Genomic DNA, 21,101 nt, shown 5'->3' on the forward strand with positions numbered 1-21,101 from the left:
CATTGATATCCATCACGCTCAACGGCGCGCCGCACCAGGTGCCGCCGGGGCAAACCCTCGATCAACTGATCGCCGCGCTGTCGCTGGAAAACCAGGCGCTGGCGCTGGCCGTCAACCGCAATGTGGTGCCGCGCAAGGCGTGGCCGGGACAGGTCTTGCAGGTACAAGACCAGGTTGAAATAGTCCGCGCCATCGGCGGCGGCTAGACTAAGGAAAAGCAATGACAAGTAATAACAACGACGACTTGCTGACTATCGCAGGAAAACAGTACCAATCGCGCTTGCTGGTGGGTAGCGGCAAGTACAAGGACTTGCCACAGACGCGCGAGGCGACGGACGCGGCGGAAGCGCAGATCATCACGGTGGCGATTCGCCGCGTGAATATCGGGCAAGATCCGAACGCGCCCAGCCTGCTCGATGTTGTGCCGCCGGACCAGTACACGATCTTGCCGAACACGGCCGGCTGTTACAACGCGAAAGATGCCGTCTACACCCTGCAACTGGCGCGCGAGCTGCTGGGTGGGCGCAATCTGGTCAAGCTGGAAGTGCTGGGCGATGAAAAGACCCTGTTTCCGCATATGCCGGAAACCCTGATCGCGGCCGAAGCGCTGGTCAAGGATGGCTTTGACGTAATGGTCTACTGCAGCGACGACCCCATCCAGGCGAAGATTTTGGAAGACATCGGCTGCGTGGCCGTCATGCCGCTGGCGTCACTGATCGGTTCGGGCATGGGCATCTTGAATCCGTGGAATTTGTCGCTGATCATAGACCAGGCGAAAGTGCCCGTGCTCGTCGATGCTGGCGTGGGCACGGCGTCGGATGCGGCCATTGCCATGGAACTCGGTTGCGATGGCGTACTGATGAATACGGCCATTGCCGGCGCGCGCGACCCTGTGCGCATGGCGCATGCGATGAAGCTGGCCGTGCGGGCCGGGCGTCTAGCGTTTCTGGCGGGCCGCATGCCCCGTAAATTCGCCGCTTCGCCCTCGTCGCCGATGGCCGGCCGCCTGGCGTGACGGGGCGACAGCGTCTGCCGTGTCGTCCGGTTGTGCTGGTGTTTGCCGGCCTAGATCCTTCCGGCGGCGCCGGCATCGCCGCCGACATTGTTGCCATTGCGGCGCAGGGCGCGCATGCCTTGCCCGTCATCTCGGCGCTGACGGTGCAGGACAACGACCGCGTGTTTGCTGTCGAACCGGTGGCGCCGGAATTGCTGCGGCGCCAGGCGCAGGCGCTGATAGCCAAGATCGCCATTCACGCCGTCAAGATCGGCATCCCCGGCAGTGCCGCGAATGCAGCCGTCATCGCGCAACTGATCGCGCAATTGCGGCTGGCTCGGCCGGATTTGCCTGTGGTGCTCGACCCCGTGCTGGCCAGCGGCCATGGCGATGTGCTTAGCCGTGACGACGCGGTGATGGCGCTGGCGCCCTTGCTGCCGCTGACGACCGTCATCGTGCCGAACGGGCCGGAAGCGCTGGCACTGGGCGGCGAAGAAAACCTGCGCGCGCAAGGCTGCAAGCACGTGCTGGTGACGGGCGGCCATGGCGAGGGCGAGGTGATCGTCAACCGCTGGATAGACGCGAATGGCGGCGAGCGAGCGTGGCGCTGGCCGCGCCTGCCTGGCCAATTCCACGGCAGCGGCTGCACTCTGGCGTCCGCCATCGCAGCGCGTCTGGCGCTGGGAGAGGCGCTGCCGGACGCGCTTGATCTGGCGCAAGCCTATTGCCATGCGGCCTTGTCCGATGCGTATGCCATTGCGCCAGGCCAGCTCATGCCCCAACGATTCATTCAATAAGGAAAACATCATGCGTGGACTGTATCTGGTCACTCCGAACTGGGATGACACCGACCGCCTGCTCGACGTGAGCGAGCAAGCCTTGCAGGAAGGCGTGGCTCTGCTGCAATACCGCCACAAGAGCGCCGAGGCGCAACAACGGCGCGAACAGGCGGGCGCCCTGCTGGCCCTGGCCCGCAAGTATGGCGTGCCCTTCATCATCAATGACTTTATCGAATTGTGCGAAGAGCTCGACGCCGATGGCGTGCACGTGGGCGGCACGGATGCATCCGTCGCACAGGTGCGCGCGCACCTGGGCAAGGACAAGATCGTTGGCGCTTCCTGCTATGGCGACATGGCCCTGGCACGGACTGCCGAGGCGGGCGGCGCCAGCTATGTGGCCTTCGGCGGTTTTTATCCGTCGCTGGTGAAAAAATATCCGGTAACCACGCCCCTGGATATGGTGCTGCAAGCCAAACGCGAGATAGCCTTGCCGTGCGTGGTGATCGGCGGCATGACGCCGGAAAACGCGGCACCGCTGGCAGCGCGCGGCGCCGACATGGTGGCGGCCATCAGCAGCGTATTTGGCAAGGCAGGCCAGGCGCACGATGTGAATATTGCAGTGCAGCAATTCAACCAATTGTTTGCGGCGTGAGCATGGGCATGGGGGCTGATTTGGGGGAATAATCGGCATATAATAAGAGCATCTTCATTACCGAGGTTCCTTTACCCATGAGTCAGCCAGCCGCCGCGAAACGCCTAATCCTGATCGTTGACGATGACCAACTCCTGTTGGAATTCCTCGGCGAAATCCTGCGCCATGCCGGCTATGAGACGGCCCTGGCCAATTCGGCCGAAGTGGCGCTGCAAATGGTCGCCCAGCGCGAGCCGGACCTGGCCTTGCTCGACATCCATATGCCGGGCATGTCGGGCCTGGAACTGGCCAAGCGCCTGCATGGCGAGACGGGCGTGCCATTCATGTTCCTGTCCGGCAGCGGCGACAGCGAATCGGGCAAGCAGGCGGCCGCCTACGGCGCCGTCGGCTACGTGGTGAAACCCGTCGATGAAGGCCGCTTGATGCCCGCCTTCGAAGCGGGCCTGGCGCGCGCCGATGAAATCCGCCAGCTCCGGCGCACCGAGCTGAACCTGAACGCGGCCCTGGCCGCCGGCCGCGAAACCAGCCTGGCCGTCGGCTTGCTGATGGGCAAGTTCCAGACGGACCGCAACACGGCTTTCGAGGTGCTGCGCGACCACGCCCGCTCCAGCCGCCGCAAGATCAATGAAATCGCCAGCCAGCTGCTGCTGGCCGAAGAAACCCTGAACGGCTTGCATGGCGCCTTCCTCAACAGGGCGAAAACCAAGTAAGCGTTGCACCGGCGCCGGCGTGGCACGTCGGCGCCTGCCTTGTTATGATGTGACGATATGGCGCGCTGGCGCGCCTGGTTCAACCATAGACAGGACATACATGAAAACCAAAGCAGCGATTGCATGGAAGGCGGGCGCGCCTTTGACCATCGAAGAAGTCGACCTGGCGGGCCCGCGCGAGGGCGAGGTACTGGTCGAAATCAAGGCCACGGGCATTTGCCACACCGATTACTACACCCTGTCGGGCGCCGATCCGGAAGGCATTTTCCCATCCATTCTCGGTCATGAAGGCGCCGGCATCGTCGTCGATGTGGGGCCGGGCGTGAAAAGCCTGAAAAAGGATGACCATGTCATCCCCCTGTACACGCCGGAATGCCGTCAGTGCAAATTCTGCCTGTCGCAAAAAACCAATCTGTGCCAGTCGATCCGCTCGACCCAGGGCCGCGGCCTGATGCCGGACGCGACGTCGCGCTTTTCCATCGACGGCAAACCCATCTTCCACTACATGGGCACGTCCACCTTCTCGAACTACATCGTCGTGCCGGAAATTGCGCTGGCGAAGATCCGCGAAGACGCGCCTTTCGATAAAGTCTGCTACATCGGTTGCGGCGTCACGACGGGCGTGGGCGCCGTGCTGTTTACGGCCAAGGTCGAGGCAGGCGCCAACGTGGTCGTGTTCGGCCTGGGCGGCATCGGCTTGAACGTGATTCAGGCAGCCAAGATGGTGGGCGCAGACAAGATCATCGGCGTGGATATCAACCCGGCGCGCCAGGCCATCGCGCGCAAGTTCGGCATGACGCATTTCGTCAACGCCAACGAAGTGGAAAACGTGGTCGACGCCATCGTGCAGCTGACGGACGGCGGCGCCGACTACAGTTTTGAGTGTATCGGCAACACCACCACCATGCGCCAGTCGCTCGAGTGCTGCCACAAGGGCTGGGGCCAGTCCATCATCATCGGCGTCGCCGCGGCCGGCCAGGAAATTTCCACGCGTCCGTTCCAGCTGGTGACGGGACGCGTGTGGAAAGGTTCCGCCTTCGGTGGCGCGCGCGGCCGCACGGACGTGCCGAAGATCGTCGACTGGTATATGGAAGGCAAGCTCAATATCGATGATTTGATCACGCACCGGTTGAAACTGGACGATATCAACCAGGGTTTCGACTTGATGAAGAGCGGCGAATCGATCCGCTCCGTCGTGTTGTACTGATAAACATACGCCGTACCACGGCGTTTTTGCGGAGGCTGCGGCCTCCGTTTTTTTCGTCCGTGGTTTGCCATTCATCGCGCAAGCCTGCCGTCCAGGCCAGCCTTTGTGCAGCCTGTCGCACCGCGCTGGAGACGTGATTCATCCGCCGTTAAAGTCAACGCTCCACTACTTTTGCGACGAAGCAGCCATGTCCACTTCCTATCGTTTGATCCTCAGGCTGGCCGGTATCGTGCTTGGCGGCAGTGCACTGGCCGTGCAGCCGCCCGAGCCGCCCGCGCCACCGGCCGCCCCGGCTGCACCCAGCAAGAAAATCACTATCTCCATGGACAGCGGCGATGGCTATGCGCTCGTCGACAGCAGCGAGGATAGCGTCACCATGGCAGGCAGCGATGTCGATGGCCAGCAGATTAAACAGCTGCAGCGTTCGCTCAAGGGGCATTTCCTGTGGTTCCGTGACCAGGGCAAGGGCTATGTGACGCAGGATGCCGCGCTGTTGGCCCGCGTCCGCGACGCCTGGAAGCCATCGCAGCAGCTGGGCTTGCAGATGAGCGGTCTGGGCAAGCAGATGAGCGAGCACGGCAAGGCGATGGGCGAACTGGGCAGCAAGATGGGCGTTCATGGCGCTGCGCAGGCGAATGGCGGTACGCGCGATGCGCAGCAGCTGCAAACGCTGGGCCGCCAGCAGCAGGAACTGGGCCGCAAGATGGGCGAGGCGGCGCGCCGCCAGGCGCAAGCGACCACGGAGACAGCGCGCCGTGCGGCAGGGCGCGAGGTGGAACGCCTGCAGCAGCAGATGGAGGATGCGCAGGATGCCATGGAAGAGGTCAACGATCGCATTGTCGCCACGCAAGAGCGCGAAGCGGCCAAGGTGGATGCGCTGTCGCGCCAGATGGATCAGCGCGGCAAGCCGATGGAAACCCTGGGCAAGCAAATGGAAGCGCTGGGACGCCAGCAGGAAAAGGCATCAAAAGCAGCCGACAAGACCACGCGCCAGGTGATCGCCCAGGCGCTCAGCGAAGGCAAGGCAAAGCTGGTGCGCTGAATGGTGTGCTGAATCAGCGGGCCAGCGGCTTGCGCATCAGGCAGCGCAGCGCCGGATCGTGCCCGTCCTGCGCTTCGCGCGCCAGCTTGAGCGCGTGGCCCGCGCCCAGCGCTACGGCATCGATTTCGCTGAAACCGTGACGCGCATAGTAGGGCGCGTTCCAAGGCAGATGGCGGTAGGTGCTCAGTGTCAGGCTGGCGCAGCCCTGCGCCCGGGCGTGGGCCGCCGCCGCGTCAAGCAGGCGCGCGCCCAGTCCCTGCCGTTGATGCGGCAGGGCAACGGACAATTCCACGATGAATATCTGGCCGTCAAGCGGCTGGGCTGCCAGGAAACCGGCGGGCCTGTCCTGCCCATCGGCAGCCACCCACACGCCGCCATGCTGCTGCAGCGCCTGCAAGGTGCGCAGTGGCAAGGGTTCACCGTGCGCCAGCCACGCCAAGTCCGCCCCGGCCTGCGCAAACAGGGTGGCGGCACTGCGCTCGACCTGGGCCAGCAGGGGCAAGTCGACCTGGCTGGCCGCACGGATGGCGTAGCTCACGGCGTCTGCCAGGTGGCGGCAACGGCGCGGTATTGCGCCGGCAGCTGCTCCCTGGCCTCGTCCACGCTGGCATACACCTCATCCTGCACCGTTTCCCAGCGCGCATCGCAGCAGAAGCGGTAGGCGCACGCCTCGTCACCGTAGCGGCACACGGCCAGGCCGTGAATGGGGATGGGGGCTGCGCCAGCATGCTCATCGGTGACATGGCCGAAGGGCAGGTCGGACCAGGCCCAGGCCAGTACGCGGGCGCCGTCGAGGTGAGTGGGTGGTGTCATGGGATACGGGCTGCTGTGTCGGGACGCCGATTGTAGCGCGCACATGGAAAACTGGCGCGACCGCTGGACAAATGCACAGTATTTTTAGCCATGCCGGTATAATCACGGCATGCAAAATCTTCTTCATAACCTCAATCCCGAACAATTGGCTGCCGTCACCTTGCCGGCCCAGCATGCGTTGATCCTGGCTGGCGCCGGTTCGGGCAAGACCCGCGTGCTGACCACCCGCATCGCGTGGCTGATCCAGACTCAGCAGGTATCGCCGCCCGGCATCCTGGCCGTGACCTTTACGAACAAGGCCGCCAAGGAAATGCTCACGCGCCTGTCAGCCATGTTGCCGATCAACACGCGCGGCATGTGGATCGGCACCTTCCACGGCCTGTGCAACCGCTTGCTGCGCACGCACTACCGCGATGCCGCCTTGCCGCAGACCTTCCAGATCCTCGATTCGCAGGATCAATTGTCGGTGATCAAGCGCTTGTTGAAGGCGAACAACATCGATGATGAGAAATTCCCGCCGAAGACGGTGATGTATTTCATCAACAACGCCAAGGATCAGGGCTTGCGCGCCACGGACGTGGAAGCGTACGACGCGCACGAGCGCAAGATGGTCGAGCTGTACCAGCTGTATGACGACCAGTGCCAGCGTGAAGGCGTGGTCGATTTTGCCGAATTGCTGCTGCGCACGTACGAATTGCTCAGCCGCAACCAGCCGCTGCGTGAACACTATCAGGCGCGCTTCCGCCACATCCTCGTGGACGAGTTCCAGGATACGAACAATCTGCAATACAACTGGCTCAAGTTGCTGGCCGGCCACGGCAGCCGCGATGGCGGCGCCCTGTTTGCCGTCGGTGACGATGACCAGAGCATCTACGCGTTTCGCGGCGCCAACGTGGGCAATATGAGCGCCTTCGAGCACGAATTCCAGGTCAAGAACTTGATCAAGCTGGAGCAGAACTACCGCTCGCATGGCCACATCCTCGACAGCGCTAACGTGCTGATCGCGAACAATAGCAAGCGCCTGGGCAAGAATCTGCGCACGGACGCGGGCCATGGCGAGCAGGTGCGCGTGTACGAAGCCAGTTCCGACTTGCAGGAAGCGCAGTGGATCATCGAAGAGGCGAAAAGCCTGATCGCCGATGGTGCCTCGCGCAGCGAAATCGCTATTCTCTACCGCTCGAACGCGCAGTCGCGCGTGATCGAACATGCGCTGTTTTCAGCCAGTATTCCGTACCACGTGTATGGCGGCCAGCGCTATTTCCAGCGCGCCGAGGTCAAGCACGCGATTGCTTATTTGCAATTGATGGACAATCCGCACAATGACTCCGCTTTCTTGCGCGTGGTCAATTTCCCTACGCGGGGCATCGGCATGCGCTCGATCGAGCAATTGCAGGCCGCGTCGGAACAGTACGGCATCTCGCTGTATGCGTCCGTGCCCTACGTGGCGGGCAAGGCGGGCAGCGTGCTGGCCGGTTTCGTCAAGCTGATCGAGGGCGTACGTTTCGAAACGCAGCAATTGTCCTTGCCCGAAATGGTGCGCGTGGTGCTGGAAGCGAGTACTTTGCTGCAGCATTATCAGAATGAAAAGGAAGGCGCCGACCGCATCGAAAACCTGGAGCAGATGGTCAGCGCGGCCAGCCAGTTCGTTTCCGAAGAAGGTTTCGGCCAGGCAGCACCGGCCCATCTGGGGCCAGCCGCCCAGGCGCAGGCGGGCGCGCCCGTCGTCAACCAGGATGGCATCGAAATTCTGGATGCCGATGCGCCGCTGCCGGCCGTGATGTCGCCGCTCTCCGCTTTCCTGTCGCACGCGTCGCTGGAAGCGGGCGATAACCAGGCGCAGGCGGGCCAGGATGCGCTGCAGATGATGACGGTGCACTCGGCCAAGGGCCTGGAATTCGACAACGTGTTCATTACCGGCCTGGAAGAGGGCCTGTTCCCGCACGAAAGCAGCTCGAAGGAAGAGAACGGCGTGGAAGAAGAACGCCGCCTGATGTACGTGGCGATCACGCGCGCGCGCAAGCGGCTGTATATGAGCTTTTCGCAGACGCGCATGCTGCACGGCCAGACGCGCTATAACATGAAGTCGCGCTTCTTCGATGAATTGCCGGAAGAAGCGCTGAAATGGCTGTCGCCCAAGGTACAGGCGAACTGGTTCGGTAACCGCAAGTCGGCCTGGGACGAGGCGCCGCGCGTTGCCAGCCTGGGTTCGGACAATGCGATTGCGCAAAAGATCGCGCAAAAAGCCACGGGTGGCGGCTGGCGCATCGGCGAATCGGTGGCGCACGCCAAGTTCGGCGAAGGCGTGATCGTCAATATCGAAGGCGGCGGCGGCAATGCGCGCGCGCAGATCAACTTCGGCCAGCATGGCATGAAGGTGCTGGACCTGGGGATTGCGAAACTGGAACGGCTGGGACGGTGATCTGGCAGGGTGCGTAGGTCGGATTAGCGTAGCGTAATCCGACACCATTGTTGGCCTCGCAGCGTCGGATTACGCGGCGTGCCGCCGCTAATCCGACCTACGCCTGACCGGCGATCACTCGCCGGTCTTGTCCAGCGACACCGTCTTGCTCTCATCGACGGGCACGCCGAAGATCTGGCGGTAGGCGGCGTAGAACGAGCAATGCATGATGATGGTGAGTAGCATCGACAGCGGCATCATCAGTTGCATCATCAGCGGCGTGCGGCCAAAGATGACGGCCAGCAACTGGCTGGTGACGACGCTGATGGCGAACCAGGTGGAAGCGAAGACGATGAAGGCCGACAGCGAACGCCAGACGGCGAAAAAGCTGAAGAACAGCGCCTTGCCCAAACCGGTTTTTCTCCAGTAGATCAGCGGCGCGGCAAAGCAGAAGGCCATGGCGGCCGGCACATACAGCACGATGGCCAGCAGGATGCCCAGGCCCAGGCGAGATTCGGGGATGGCGGTGCGCGCCGCTTCTTCCGTCAGTTGTCCCGTGACCAGTTGCCACAGCAAACCGTCGTCCACCAGAGTCGAGGCGCCTATGGCCGCGATGGCCATCAGGATGTACAGCACGCCCAGGCCCAACAGGGAAGGAAACGCCGGCTTGCGGAAGCCCGAGATCAACAGGCTGGGCAAGACGCGCTTGCCCTGGTCGATATTCAGGCAGCCTTGCACGAAGGCCACGGAAAACACGGGGACGAGGATGACGGGCAGCAATTGGCCGAGCAGGGGCACGATGCTGACGGCCAGCATGCAGAACATATAGCCGAGAAACAGCATCGACATGCCGCCAGGTTGCTTGCGAAACAGGGCGAAGCCTTGTTTCACCCATTGCCAACCTGTACTTGCAGGTAATTTTTCCATGTTTAAAACAGTTCCGGAGCAGGTGTGGCGATACGTTCGCGCAGAATGCGTTCGAAATGCGCCGGATCGTGCGGGGTCAGCATTTCCGCTTCGCGCGGCTGGTAATAATCGTACAGGCGCGACAGCCAGAAGCGCAGCGCGGCGGCGCGCAGCATTGCTTGCCATGCCGTCTGTTCTTCGTGCGTGAACGGGCGCACGGCCCGGTAGGCGTCGAGCAGGGCGCGCACGCGCACCGTGTCGAGTACGCCCGTGGCCAGGTCCACGCACCAGTCGTTGACGGTGACGGCCACATCGAACAGCCAGGTGTCGCAGCCGGCAAAGTAAAAGTCGAAAAAGCCCGTCAGTTGCTCGCCGTCAAACATGACATTGTTGCGGAACAAGTCGGCATGCACGGGGCCGCGCGGGATGGCTTTATACGTAGCGCAGGCAGCGAAGGCGTCCTGGAAATGGATTTCCGCGCGCAGCAAATGCGCCTTGGCATCGTCGAGGTGGTGCAAGACCAGCGGCGTGGTGGTGTTCCACCAGTCCAGGCCGCGCAGATTTGGCTGCTGCAGGGGGAAGTCCTGCCCCGCCAGGTGCATCTTCGCCAGCATGGCGCCGACAGCCGCGCAATGCACGGCTTGCGGCGCCATCTGCGAGCTGCCGTCGAGTTTGCTGACGATGGCGGCCGGCTTGCCCTGCAGGGCCGTCACCAGTTCGCCATCGGCATTGGCGATCGGTGCGGGCACCAGCACGCCCCGGTTCGCCAAATGGCGCATCAGTTGCAGATAGAACGGCAATTGCTCGAAGCTGAGGTTTTCAAAGATCGTCAGCACGTACTCTCCGCGCTCCGTGCTCAGGAAGAAATTGCTGTTTTCGATGCCGGACGCGATGCCCTTGAGCGCCAGAGGTTTGCCGAGTGGAAACTGCGTGAGCCACGGGCCGATATCGTCCAGGTGTAGCGCGGTAAAAACTGCCATGGGAAAGAGAGGAATGGTCTAAAAGGTCAAAAAAAGCCGGCTGTCCCGCAGGTGGCCGGGACAGGGCAGAGGAGAGTGGCTGCTTACTTCGCTGTTGCGGGCGGTGCTGGCGCGTCCGCTGCCTCTTCATCGCGTTGTTTCTGTTTCTTCTTGCCCAGGTCGAATTCCAGCACTTTCCATTGCGGGCCGCGCAGGGCGTTGCCGTTGGCCTGGTCGGCGCCGGCGGCCGGCTTCATGTAATAGGTGCTGCCGCCCGTCGTCACTTTCACTTCGGACGTCACGCCGGCTTCGCGTTTTTCGGTAATCTGCTGCTTGGCGGGGGCCGGCGCCACGGTGATGGGCGCTTCGCCCATTTCCTCGATACGCTCGAGCTTTGGCGGCGCTTCGCTCGGTTTGGCCGGCGTCTGGGCGCTGGCGATGGCCGAACATGCCAGCAGGGGCAGGGCGAGGAATGTCCAGAGTGTCGAGGTACGCATCATGATGGGTTCGCTTCCATGTGTGGGACTGCAGCGCGTGCAGTGCTGTATTGCCGTCAATTTATCTATAGGGCATTGTAACAAACTGGTAGGCAATGCTGCTTAACACGGCTGATTAAATGCGCGGAAATAGGCCCTGGCCGCCGTGCAGGCGGCCAGGCGGGGGCTTCGCCATGGCAAACGGCGCAAAATCGGGGGCCGCGTCCCCGGTGGCGCGGACCTAAACTCTGCGATAATTGTGCGATATTCCGCCCGCCGCTGTTTCTTCCCTGCTGGCGCGGCTCACCTTATTTTATTGGCATTATGCAAAACACCCTGCTGTTAGTCGACGGTTCCAGTTACCTTTATCGCGCCTTCCATGCGCTGCCAGACTTGCGCAGCCCGGACGGCTATCCCACGGGCGCCATGCACGGCATGGTCAATATGCTGCGCCGCCTGCGCGCCGATTACCCGGCCGCCTATATCGCCTGCGTGTTCGATGCCAAGGGTAAAACTTTCCGCGATGACATGTATCCGGAGTACAAGGCCACGCGCGCCTCGATGCCGGACGACCTGCGCCTGCAGATCGAACCCATCCACGAAGCCGTGCGCGCCATGGGCTGGCCTATCTTGATGGTCGACGGCGTGGAAGCCGATGACGTGATCGGCACCCTGGCCGTGCAGGCTGCGGCAGCGGGCATGAACGTGGTGGTCTCCACTGGCGACAAGGACCTGGCGCAGCTGGTCAACAGCCAGGTGACCCTGATCAATACCATGAGCAATGAAAAGCTCGATGAAGCGGCCGTGCTGGCCAAGTTCGGCGTGCCGCCGAACCGCATCATCGATTATCTGTCGCTGATTGGCGATACGGTGGACAACGTGCCGGGCGTATCGAAATGCGGCCCGAAAACGGCCGTCAAATGGCTGACCTTGTACGACAGCCTGGAAGGTGTGATGGAAAACGCGGCCAAGGTGGGCGGCGCCGTGGGTGAACACCTGCGCACGGCCCTGCCCTGGCTGCCGCAGGCGCGCGCCTTGATCACCGTCAAGACGGATTGCGATTTGTCCGGCCACATGACGACGATCGCCGACTCGCTGGTGGCGAAACACGAAGACAAGGAAGCGCTGCTGGCCTTCTTCAACCGCTACGGCTTCAAGGCCCTGCTGCGCGAACTGGGAGCCACGCCGCCGCCGATGTCACCAGTCGGTGCGCCAGTTGCGGCCGGTGCTGCCGCCAATACCACGGGCGACATGTTTGCCGACGCCGCGCCAACGGTGGAAGCCGTGTATGAAACCGTGCTGACGGACGAGCAGCTCGATAAATGGCTGGCCCTGATCGACGCGGCGCCCCTGACGGCCGTGGACACGGAAACCACCTCGCTGGAACCGATGACGGCGCAAATGGTTGGCATTTCCCTGTCCGTTGCCGAGCACGCCGCCTGCTACATCCCGCTCGCCCACGACTATGCGGGCGCGCCCGAGCAATTAACGCGTGAACACGTGCTGGCGAAACTGCGTCCATGGCTGGAAGATGCGAACAAGCCCAAGCTGGGCCAGAATCTGAAGTATGACAGCCACATCTTCGCCAACCATGGCGTGATTCTGCGCGGCATCGCCCACGATACCCTGCTGGAATCGTATGTGTTCGAATCGCACAAGAAGCACGACATGGACAGCCTTGCCCTGCGCCACCTGAATTACACGACGATTCCGTTCGAAGACGTGTGCGGCAAGGGCGCCAAGCAGATCACCTTCAATCAGGTTGAGGTAGGGCAGGCGGCCAAGTATGCGGCCGAGGACTCCGATGTGACTTTGCGTTTGCACAATGCCATGTGGGGCAATGTGGCGAACGATGACAAGCTGACTTTCATCTATGAAAAGATCGAGATGCCGACGGCCGTGGTCTTGCAAAAGATCGAGCGCAACGGTGTGCTGATCGATGACGCATTGCTCAACATCCAGTCGGCCGAACTGGCCGTGAAAATCCTCGAACTGGAAAAGAAGGCGTATGAACTGGCCGAGCAGCCGTTTAACCTGGGCTCGCCCAAGCAGATCGGTGAAATCTTCTTCGAGAAGCTGAAGTTGCCAGTGGTCAAGAAGACGCCGACGGGCGCGCCATCGACCGATGAAGAAGTGCTGCAAAAGTTGGCCGAGGATTATCCGCTGCCGAAGGTGCTGCTGGAATACCGCGGCATGGCCAAGCTGAAATCGACCTACACGGACAAATTGCCGAAGATGATCAACGTCACCACGGGCAGGGTGCACACGAACTACGCGCAAGCCGTGGCCGTGACGGGGCGCCTGGCGTCGAACGACCCGAACTTGCAGAATATTCCCATCCGCAGCGCGGAAGGCCGCCGCATCCGCGAAGCCTTTATCGCGCCGCCCGGCAGCCACATCGTTTCGGCCGACTATTCGCAGATCGAATTGCGCATCATGGCGCACATTTCGGGCGACGAAGCCATGCTGCGTGCGTTTGCCGACGGCATCGATATTCACCGGGCCACGGCCGCCGAAATCTTTGGCGTGCCGGCTGCGGAAGTGCAGAGCGAACAGCGCCGCTATGCGAAAGTCATCAACTTCGGTTTGATCTACGGCATGAGCGCGTTTGGCCTGGCCGGTAACCTGGGCGTGGACCGCACGGCCGCGCAAAGCTATATCGACCGCTACTTTGCGCGTTTTTCTGGCGTGAAACAGTATATGGAAGACACGCGCCAGCAAGCCAAGGCGCGCGGCTACGTGGAAACGGTGTTTGGTCGCCGTTTATGGCTGCCGGAAATCAATTCGCCGAACGGTCCGCGCCGCCAGGGTGCGGAACGGGCGGCGATCAACGCGCCTATGCAGGGCACGGCCGCCGACCTGATCAAGCTGGCCATGATCGCCGTGCAAGGCTGGCTGGAGACGGACAATTTGCAGACGAAGATGATCATGCAGGTGCACGATGAACTGGTGCTGGAAGTGCCGGACGCCGAGCTCGAATTGGTCAAGCGCAAGCTGCCTGAGCTGATGGCCGGCGTGGCCGAGCTGAAAGTGCCGCTGACGGCCGAGGTAGGAGTAGGCAAGAACTGGGACGAAGCGCACTGATGCGGTGTCGCCTTACGCGGGGCATGCCCCGCTAAGCCGACCTACATGTTTAACATTAGCAATGACCGTAGGTCGGCTTAGCGCGCAGCGCGTAAGCCGACATTTTTTGTCAACACACCTTTCAGGAGAAACGCATGAGCAACATGATCACCGATTGTGAAAGTTTGCTGGGCCAGAGCAGCTTGTCCGGGCCGGACGGCCGGCGTGGTTTCCTGAAGGTGGCGCTGGGGACCGGTTTTGCCGTGGCCGTGCTGCCCGTGGCGGCGCAAAACGTCATCAAGACGGATTCCGCCGGACTCGTTACGGGCACCATGTCGGTGATGGTCGATGGCCAGGCCGTGCCCGTATATGCGGCGCAGCCTGAGGGCAAGACGGGCTTGCCCGTGGTCCTGGTCATTTCGGAAATCTTTGGCGTGCATGAACATATTGCCGACATGGCGCGCCGCTTCGCCAAACAGGGTTATCTGGCGCTGGCGCCCGATTTGTTCGTGCGCCAGGGCGATCCTACCAAGGTCAGCAGTATTCCGGAACTCATGAAAGGCATCATTGCCAAGACGCCGGACGCGCAAGTGATGGCGGATCTCGATGCTGTTGTTGCGTGGGCGAAACAGAATGGCGGCGACACCAGCCGCCTGGGCATCACGGGCTTTTGCTGGGGTGGGCGCATCACCTGGCTGTACGCGGCGCACAATCCGGCCGTCAAGGCAGGCGTGGCCTGGTATGGCCGTCTGGTGGGCGAACCGACTCCCTTGCAGCCAAGCAACCCCATCGATTTCGCCGCCACCTTGAAGGTCCCCGTGCTGGGCTTGTATGGCGGCAAGGATACGGGCATTCCGCAGGAATCGATCGCCAAGATGAAAGACGCGCTGGCCAAGGGCGGCAACAAGTCGGAATTTGTCGTCTACCCAGATGCGGGCCACGCCTTCAATGCCGATTACCGCCCCAGCTATGTGGCGGCCGATGCAAAAGACGGCTATGTCCGTTGTTTAGCCTGGTTTAAAAAGCATGGCGTTGCCTGAGGTTGCAAGCTGAACGGCGCTAAAAGTGCCTGATTGGCACATTTTTTCCATCCCTTGACGCGAAAGGCGCACCGGGCTGTAAAATGCCCGGTGCGCGTCAATGCAGTACAATTGCATCTTCATCGCGCTACGCTGCCGCCAAACGCGCAAAAAATTAAATAATAGATAACAACGCATTCATCAGGCCAGACGCCAGCATCGCGGGCGCCAGTGACCCGGCGCCATTTTGAGGTAAGAAAATCATCGATCCCGTCCTTATATCCATTTTGCTCGCGACCACGATCGCGGGCGTCTTCAGCATTACTGCGGCGGCGATCTTTTCGTTTGCATTCCTGTCCAAGGTGGTCGAGCGCATGGTCAGCTTGTCCGTCGGCATCATGCTGTCGACGTCTCTGCTGCACGCCTTGCCCGAAGCGTTCGAGTCGCAGGCGGATCCGCGCAGCCTGTTCGCCACCCTGCTGGCGGGCTTGCTGGCCTTTTTCATGCTGGAAAAGTTCGCCATCCTGCGCCATTCGCACCACCATGAAGGCGATGGCCACCACCATGCGCACGGCCACGACAAGCACGAGGCGGGCAAGTCCGGCTGGATGATCCTGGTCGGCGATGGGATGCACAACTTCACGGACGGCATTTTGATCGCCGCCGCTTTCCTGGCCGACCCGAAGCTTGGCCTGGTCACTGGCCTGGCCATCATCGCGCATGAAATCCCGCAGGAAATCGGCGACTTCATCGTGCTGCTCAATGCGGGTTTCTCGCGCCTGCGCGCCTACGTCTTCAATCTGCTGTGCAGCCTGATGGCGGTGGCGGGTGGCTTGCTTGGCTATTTCACCCTGGACCGCGCCAGCAACCTGATTCCTTATGTGCTCGTGTTCGCCTCGTCCGGCTTCATCTATATTGCCTTGTCCGACCTGATGCCGCAGATGCAGCGCCGCGCCACCTTGCGCGAAACCATCCCGCAAGTGCTGCTCATCGCGCTGGGCGTGTGTATCGTGCTGTTCCTCACGCACAAGCGCCACGGCGGTTGAGGCGCCGTTCTACCGGCGCAGTGTCACCTATGCTATATTGCCTTTTTGATTAACTTGAACAGAAAGGAGGAAAATATAATGGAAGAAAACCTGTTGCTCGCCTTGTGGCGCGCACGCTCTTTAAGCGCATTTGCCAGCTCTTGCCCACGTTCTATCGCGCTGCGATAACCTGGCCAGAGCAAAGTTACCCTCCTACACGAGTCCTTTCCTGGTACTCCGTTGTCGTTAGCGCTCCTGTTAACGCGGATGCTTGCATCCCGAACAAAGACAAGAGCCATGACTACCCTTATCTCGACACAAGCTTTACAGCTGGATACCCACGACGGTTTCCTGTTCAACGAACTCGCCTTTACCTTGCGCCAGGGCGACCGCATCGGCCTGATCGGCCACAATGGTTGCGGCAAATCCACCTTGCTGGGCTTGCTCAGCGGCGCGCGGGAAGCGACTGCAGGCACCATCCATGTCGCCCGTGCCTGCCGCTTGCAGCACGTGGAGCAGCACTTGCCGGCCGAACTTGCCAGCCTGAGCCTGTACGACGCCTTGCTGGCGCCCGTGCTGGAGCAGCCCGAGCTGCATTGGCGGGTCGACAGCCTGCTGGCCGAACTGGGTTTCGACCCTGATACGGCGCAAGTGCCCGTGCATGCGCTATCCGGCGGCCAGCACACGCGGCTGCTGCTGGGGCGCGCCCTGCTGCAGGAACCGAATGTGCTGCTGCTGGACGAGCCGAGCAATCACCTGGACTTGCCGTCGCTGCTGTGGCTGGAGCAATTCCTGCTGACATGGCGCGGCGCCTTCATCCTCGTCTCGCACGACCAGCGCCTGCTCGACAACGTGGCCACGCGCAGCTGGATCTTGCGCGATAGCCGCCTGTACGACTTCGACTTGCCGTGCGGCCCCGCGCTGGCGGCGCTGGCCGAAGCCGATCTTGCCGCTGCCGCCCGGCATGCGGCCGAGCAGAAGGAAATCGACCGCCTGTCTGCCAGCAGCGCCCGCCTGGCCCTGTGGGGCCGCACCTATGACAATGAAGATCTGGCGCGCAAGGCCAAGACCATGCAGCGGCGCATCGACAAGTTGAAGGATGCGCAATCGTTCGTCAGCGATGGTGCGCCCTGGCTTTTGCGCTTGCGCGGCAAGGCGCTGGCGGCCGACCAGCTGCTGGCGCTCGATGGACTGGACGTGCGCGCCGTAGCTGCCTCGCCGCTGCTGTTCCACGTTGATCAGCTGTGGCTGAAACCGGGCGACCGCATCGCCTTGCTGGGTGCCAACGGCAGCGGCAAGTCGTCCTTGCTGCGCCTGTGCTGGCAAGCGATCCAGGCGCAGGACGAACGGGCCGACTTGCGTTATCACAAGGCGGCGAACATCGGCTATTACGACCAGTCGCTCAGGCAACTGGCCGATACGGCTGACTTGTCCGACGCCTTGTACCCGTTTGCCGTGCAAAACGAGGCCGCACGCAGCCAGGTGGCGCGCAAGCAAGCCTTGATTGCGGCCGGTTTTCCGTATGCGCGCCATGGACAGACAGTGGCGACCCTGAGTGGCGGCGAGCGGGCGCGGCTGTTGTTCCTGGGGCTGTCCCTGGCCAGTTATCACTTGCTGCTGCTCGACGAACCGAGCAACCACCTGGACATGCAGGGCAAGGCGGAACTGGGCCAAGCCCTGCGCGGCTTTGAAGGGGGCTGCCTGCTGGTGTCGCACGACCGCGACCTGATCGAGACAGCGTGCAACCGTTTTTGGGTGGTGGCCGCTGGCCAGCTGGAAGAGTGGCCCGATGCCGCCAGCGCGTATGCACGGCTGAGTGCGGAAGATGGGCAGGCGCTGACACCGGCTCCGCGCGTGGAGAATGCGTCTGCGGTACTGACGGACATCGACGTGCAGCTGGAGCGTTTGTGCGAACTGGAGCAATTGCTGGCCGAGGACCTGGCCCGCAAGGCGCGCCACCAGAAGCCGGCCAGCCAGCAGGCATGGCTGGCGGAACTGGAGCGCTTGAATCAGTCGCTGGGGATAAGCTCGTAGTTATCCACCGGGCATGAAAAAGCGGACCGTGGTCCGCTTTTTTTTAGTTGCCCGTTGCCACGGGTCGTGCCGGATCGGCGCACCATTCGCTCCACGAGCCCGGGTACAGGGCCGCGCCAGGCAAACCGGCCACTTCCAGTGCCAGCAAGTTGTGGCAAGCCGTCACGCCGGAGCCACACTGCATGACGGCCGTTTGCGGTGAGGCTATCAAGGCGCTGAAGTCGCGCTGCAGTTCATCGGCGCTTTTAAAACGGCCATCGGCCTGCAAGTTATCCTTGAAGAAACGGTTTTTTGCGCCGGGGATGTGGCCGCCCACGGGGTCGATGGTTTCGTTTTCTCCGCGATAACGGTCGGGGGCGCGCGCATCGATGACGTTCAAGGCCTGGGTTTCCAGGTTGGCGATGAGCTCTTGCACGCTGACCGTGCGCGTCAGGCTGGGTTTTTCCGTGAGCTTGCCCGCCGCACGGGGCGCCACGGGCGTGACCAGGGGCAAGCCTTGCGCTTGCCAGGCGGCAAGGCCGCCGTCGAGCACGGCGACGGCCGGATGGCCGAGCCAGCGCAGCAGCCACCACAAACGGGCGGCGAACATGCCGCCCTGGCCATCATAGGCGACCACTTGCGTGTCGTCATTGATGCCCCAGCCGCGCAAGGTGGCCAGCAGGGCGTTGCGGTCGGGCAAGGGATGCCGGCCCGTAAAGTCCACACCCCGCGCCGTCTTGGGGGCGGACAGGGCCGTGTCGATGTCGGCGAACTGTGCATTCTGGATGTGGCCGGCGGCAAAGGCATCGCTGCCGGCTGTCGGCTTGAGCAAGTCGTGGCGGCAATCGAGAATGACCCAGTCGCTGTCATTCAGGTGGCTGGCCAGTTCGTTGGCCTGGATCAGGGTGGTGTACATCAGGAACGCTCCTTTACACTTCGCTGGCGATGGGATCCGTGCGCGCGATGGCGGCGCCACGGGCCGTGTTGCGGGTATTGTAATAGGTCGCGGCAATCCCGGAAGCGAGAATGATGCCGATGCCGGCCCAGCCGTGCCAGTCGAACAGGTCGCCAAAGATCACCACGCCCCAGAAGCTGGAAAAAACGATGCCCGTGTATTGCAAATTAGCAACAACGAGGGTCTTGCCCAAGCGATAAGCGCGCGTCATGGCCATCTGCGCCATGGTGGCGCACAGGCCGATGGCGGCCAGCAAGCCGATGCCGTAGCCGCTCGTGTGCGCGTGCCAGACGACGGGGCCGCCGCCGGCGCTGGCCACGTGGCCGATCACGCCGGCGAGGAAATTGACGACCGAGAAATAAAACACGACGCGGTATTCGGGTTCGCCCAGCAAGCCCAGCTTGCGCACTTGCAAGTAGGCGAGCGCAGACAGCATGCCGGAAATCAAGGCCGTGATGGCGCCAGCCAACTGGTCCGTCTCGAACACAGGTTGCAGCAGCAGGGTCACGCCGACAAAGCTCATGGCAATCGCCGCTACCAGCGGCCACTCGACTTGTTGCGTCGCTTTCCACCAGCCGCCCGCCAGCAGGATCACGGCGATCCAGATGGGCGCCATGTAATTGAGCGTCATGGCCGTGGCCAGCGGCAGGATGGCGATGGCATAAAACCACAGCCACAGGGCGATCACACCCACCACGCCGCGCCACAGATGCTGGCCCGGCATCGTGGTTTTAAAGCTGCCGCCCTGGTACAAAATCGTGCAGCTCATGACGATCATGCCGATGATGCCGCGGTACATGACGATTTCGGAGGTCGAATACATATCCGACGCCAGCTTGACGCACACGCCCATGATGGCAAACATGAAACTGGCGAATAACATCCATAGAGATTGCATGAGTAATCCTGGTGATGAAAATGAAAAAGGCCGCGCAATGCGGCCCTTGAGGGAATTACAGTTCGATATTGTTGCGGTACCACTCGTGGAAGTGCTGCATGCCGTCTTCCATGGGCGACTGGTAAGGCCCCACTTCGTTTTCGCCGCGCGCCATCAGGGCCTTGCGGCCGGCGTCCATGCGCAGGGCGATTTCATCGTCCTCGACGCAGGTTTCCATGTAGGCAGCCCGTTCCGCTTCGACGAAGTCGCGCTCGAACAGCACGATTTCTTCCGGGTAATAGAACTCCACCACATTGCGCGTTTTTTGCGGGCCGTCCGGCCACAGGGTCGAGACGATCAGCACGTGCGGATACCATTCGACCATGATGTTCGGATACAGGGTCAGCCAGATGGCGCCATACGGTGGCACTTCGCCACCACGGAATTGCAGCACCTGCTCCTGCCATTTTTTATAGGCGGGCGAACCGGCTTGCTGCAGGCCGCGGTGCACGCCTACCGTCTGCACGCTGTAATCCTTGCCGAATTCCCAGCGCAGGTCGTCGCAGCTGACAAAGCTGCCCAGGCCCGGGTGGAACGGTTCCACGTGATAATCCTCGAGGTAGACTTCGATGAAAGTCTTCCAGTTGTAATCGCACTCGTGGATTTCCACGTGGTCGAACATATAGCCGGAAAAATCGAGGTCTTTCGAGACGGATAAATCTTTCAATTTTTCCATCACGTTGTAGCCATTTTGCTCGAATAACAAGCCATTCCAGCTTTGCAGCGGCGTTTTCGACAGGTTCAGGCACGGCGTCTCGGGGAAATGCGGCGCGCCGATCAATTCACCCTTGAGGTCGTAAGTCCAGCGGTGCAGCGGACAGACGATATGGTTCGCATTGCCGCGGCCATTGAACATCAGCGCCTGCCGGTGGCGGCACACATTGGACAGCACTTCGATGCCATTGGCGTTGCGCACGAGCATGCGCCCTTCGTTCTCAGACGCCAGGGTCGCAAAATCGCCGGTTTCCGGCACCATCAGTGCATGCCCGACATAGCGCGGGCCGGCTTGGAACAATTGCTGCATTTCACGCTGCAACAGCGTTTCGTCAAAATAGACGTGGACCGGAAGTTGCGCGTTTGAACGCGCCAGCTTGGCGTGAGTAGCCAGATCGGACATCCCAACCCCCCATAAATGTACAACGGTCAGCAGTGC

Annotated in this window: 20 protein-coding genes and 2 pseudogenes; 13 read left to right on the forward strand and 9 right to left on the reverse strand. The window is 61.9% G+C overall.

Going from position 1 to position 21,101, the window contains the following annotated elements; genetic code table 11:
* Nucleotides 1-2 precede the first annotated feature (2 nt).
* The 7 genes from thiS to CLU92_RS23640 all read left to right on the forward strand — a co-directional run bounded on the left by thiS (nt 3) and on the right by CLU92_RS23640 (nt 5,384).
* Nucleotides 3-206 carry a sulfur carrier protein ThiS gene (thiS, locus tag CLU92_RS23610; protein WP_071079564.1) on the forward strand — a complete coding sequence of 68 codons (204 nt, stop codon included), beginning with the start codon at nt 3-5 and terminating at the stop codon, nt 204-206.
* Nucleotides 207-220: 14 nt separating this feature from the next.
* Entirely contained in the window at nt 221-1,015 is a 795-nt protein-coding gene (locus tag CLU92_RS23615; RefSeq protein WP_101483837.1) for a thiazole synthase, read from the forward strand.
* A gap of 32 nt (nt 1,016-1,047) precedes the next feature.
* Nucleotides 1,048-1,791, forward strand: coding sequence for a hydroxymethylpyrimidine/phosphomethylpyrimidine kinase (locus CLU92_RS23620; protein WP_101483838.1), 744 nt, complete (start codon nt 1,048-1,050; stop codon nt 1,789-1,791).
* Between the two features lie 10 nt (nt 1,792-1,801).
* Nucleotides 1,802-2,425 (forward strand): thiamine phosphate synthase, encoded by a 624-nt coding sequence (thiE, locus tag CLU92_RS23625; protein ID WP_101483839.1) that lies wholly within the window; start codon nt 1,802-1,804, stop codon nt 2,423-2,425.
* A gap of 77 nt (nt 2,426-2,502) precedes the next feature.
* Complete coding sequence (locus CLU92_RS23630; protein ID WP_096233822.1) at nt 2,503-3,135, forward strand: ANTAR domain-containing response regulator; 633 nt, start codon at nt 2,503-2,505, stop codon at nt 3,133-3,135.
* 100 nt (nt 3,136-3,235) lie between these two features.
* A complete protein-coding gene (locus tag CLU92_RS23635) occupies nt 3,236-4,342 on the forward strand; it encodes an S-(hydroxymethyl)glutathione dehydrogenase/class III alcohol dehydrogenase (RefSeq protein WP_101483840.1) in 1,107 nt (368 codons plus the stop codon).
* 187 nt (nt 4,343-4,529) lie between these two features.
* Nucleotides 4,530-5,384 (forward strand): hypothetical protein, encoded by an 855-nt coding sequence (locus CLU92_RS23640; protein WP_101483841.1) that lies wholly within the window; start codon nt 4,530-4,532, stop codon nt 5,382-5,384.
* A 13-nt stretch (nt 5,385-5,397) separates the two neighbouring features.
* Here CLU92_RS23640 and CLU92_RS23645 read toward each other — a convergent pair whose 3' ends face one another.
* Nucleotides 5,398-5,922 carry a GNAT family N-acetyltransferase gene (locus tag CLU92_RS23645; protein ID WP_101483842.1) on the reverse strand — a complete coding sequence of 175 codons (525 nt, stop codon included), beginning with the start codon at nt 5,920-5,922 and terminating at the stop codon, nt 5,398-5,400.
* Nucleotides 5,919-6,197 carry a hypothetical protein gene (locus CLU92_RS23650; RefSeq protein ID WP_101483843.1) on the reverse strand — a complete coding sequence of 93 codons (279 nt, stop codon included), beginning with the start codon at nt 6,195-6,197 and terminating at the stop codon, nt 5,919-5,921. The genes CLU92_RS23645 and CLU92_RS23650 overlap by 4 nt, the downstream gene beginning before the upstream one ends.
* A gap of 109 nt (nt 6,198-6,306) precedes the next feature.
* On the opposite strand from CLU92_RS23650, the gene CLU92_RS23655 reads away from it, so the two are divergent.
* Nucleotides 6,307-8,616 carry a UvrD-helicase domain-containing protein gene (locus tag CLU92_RS23655; RefSeq protein ID WP_101483844.1) on the forward strand — a complete coding sequence of 770 codons (2,310 nt, stop codon included), beginning with the start codon at nt 6,307-6,309 and terminating at the stop codon, nt 8,614-8,616.
* A 114-nt stretch (nt 8,617-8,730) separates the two neighbouring features.
* Here CLU92_RS23655 and CLU92_RS23660 read toward each other — a convergent pair whose 3' ends face one another.
* From CLU92_RS23660 to CLU92_RS23670, 3 genes are all read right to left on the reverse strand, one after another.
* A complete protein-coding gene (locus CLU92_RS23660) occupies nt 8,731-9,522 on the reverse strand; it encodes a BPSS1780 family membrane protein (protein WP_101483845.1) in 792 nt (263 codons plus the stop codon).
* 2 nt (nt 9,523-9,524) lie between these two features.
* Nucleotides 9,525-10,481, reverse strand: coding sequence for a homoserine kinase (locus CLU92_RS23665; RefSeq protein ID WP_101483846.1), 957 nt, complete (start codon nt 10,479-10,481; stop codon nt 9,525-9,527).
* 83 nt (nt 10,482-10,564) lie between these two features.
* Nucleotides 10,565-10,960 (reverse strand): hypothetical protein, encoded by a 396-nt coding sequence (locus CLU92_RS23670; RefSeq protein ID WP_101483847.1) that lies wholly within the window; start codon nt 10,958-10,960, stop codon nt 10,565-10,567.
* Nucleotides 10,961-11,260: 300 nt separating this feature from the next.
* On the opposite strand from CLU92_RS23670, the gene polA reads away from it, so the two are divergent.
* Complete coding sequence (gene polA / locus CLU92_RS23675) at nt 11,261-14,020, forward strand: DNA polymerase I (protein ID WP_101483848.1); 2,760 nt, start codon at nt 11,261-11,263, stop codon at nt 14,018-14,020.
* A gap of 134 nt (nt 14,021-14,154) precedes the next feature.
* On the forward strand, nt 14,155-15,039 hold the full coding sequence (locus CLU92_RS23680; protein ID WP_101483849.1) for a dienelactone hydrolase family protein: 885 nt from the start codon (nt 14,155-14,157) through the stop codon (nt 15,037-15,039).
* A gap of 154 nt (nt 15,040-15,193) precedes the next feature.
* On the opposite strand, the gene CLU92_RS27900 is transcribed toward CLU92_RS23680, so the two are convergent.
* On the reverse strand, nt 15,194-15,394 hold the full coding sequence (locus CLU92_RS27900; protein ID WP_166674637.1) for a hypothetical protein: 201 nt from the start codon (nt 15,392-15,394) through the stop codon (nt 15,194-15,196).
* On the opposite strand from CLU92_RS27900, the gene CLU92_RS23685 reads away from it, so the two are divergent.
* A complete protein-coding gene (locus CLU92_RS23685; RefSeq protein WP_101483850.1) occupies nt 15,306-16,064 on the forward strand; it encodes a ZIP family metal transporter in 759 nt (252 codons plus the stop codon). The two genes, CLU92_RS27900 and CLU92_RS23685, sit on opposite strands and share 89 nt — an antisense overlap.
* Nucleotides 16,065-16,340: 276 nt before the next feature.
* The gene (locus tag CLU92_RS23690) at nt 16,341-18,077 is read left to right on the forward strand and encodes an ABC-F family ATP-binding cassette domain-containing protein (protein WP_101483851.1); all 1,737 of its coding nucleotides are present in this window, start codon (nt 16,341-16,343) and stop codon (nt 18,075-18,077) included.
* A 43-nt stretch (nt 18,078-18,120) separates the two neighbouring features.
* Here the strand turns inward: CLU92_RS23690 and CLU92_RS23695 are convergent, their stop codons facing one another.
* On the reverse strand, nt 18,121-18,972 hold the full coding sequence (locus CLU92_RS23695) for a sulfurtransferase (protein WP_101483852.1): 852 nt from the start codon (nt 18,970-18,972) through the stop codon (nt 18,121-18,123).
* Between the two features lie 494 nt (nt 18,973-19,466).
* Here CLU92_RS23695 and CLU92_RS28510 point away from each other — a divergent pair.
* Nucleotides 19,467-19,562, forward strand: a pseudogene (locus CLU92_RS28510) (hypothetical protein); the annotation flags it as partial.
* Here CLU92_RS28510 and CLU92_RS28515 read toward each other — a convergent pair.
* Together CLU92_RS28515 and CLU92_RS23705 are read right to left on the reverse strand one after the other, a co-directional pair.
* Nucleotides 19,517-19,909, reverse strand: a pseudogene (locus CLU92_RS28515) (EamA family transporter); the annotation flags it as partial. The pseudogenes CLU92_RS28510 and CLU92_RS28515 overlap by 46 nt on opposite strands.
* 55 nt (nt 19,910-19,964) lie before the next feature.
* On the reverse strand, nt 19,965-21,065 hold the full coding sequence (locus tag CLU92_RS23705) for an aromatic ring-hydroxylating dioxygenase subunit alpha (protein WP_101483854.1): 1,101 nt from the start codon (nt 21,063-21,065) through the stop codon (nt 19,965-19,967).
* Nucleotides 21,066-21,101 lie beyond the last annotated feature (36 nt).

The organism is Janthinobacterium sp. 61 (assembly GCF_002846335.1).
Taxonomy (GTDB): Bacteria; Pseudomonadota; Gammaproteobacteria; order Burkholderiales; family Burkholderiaceae_D; genus Janthinobacterium.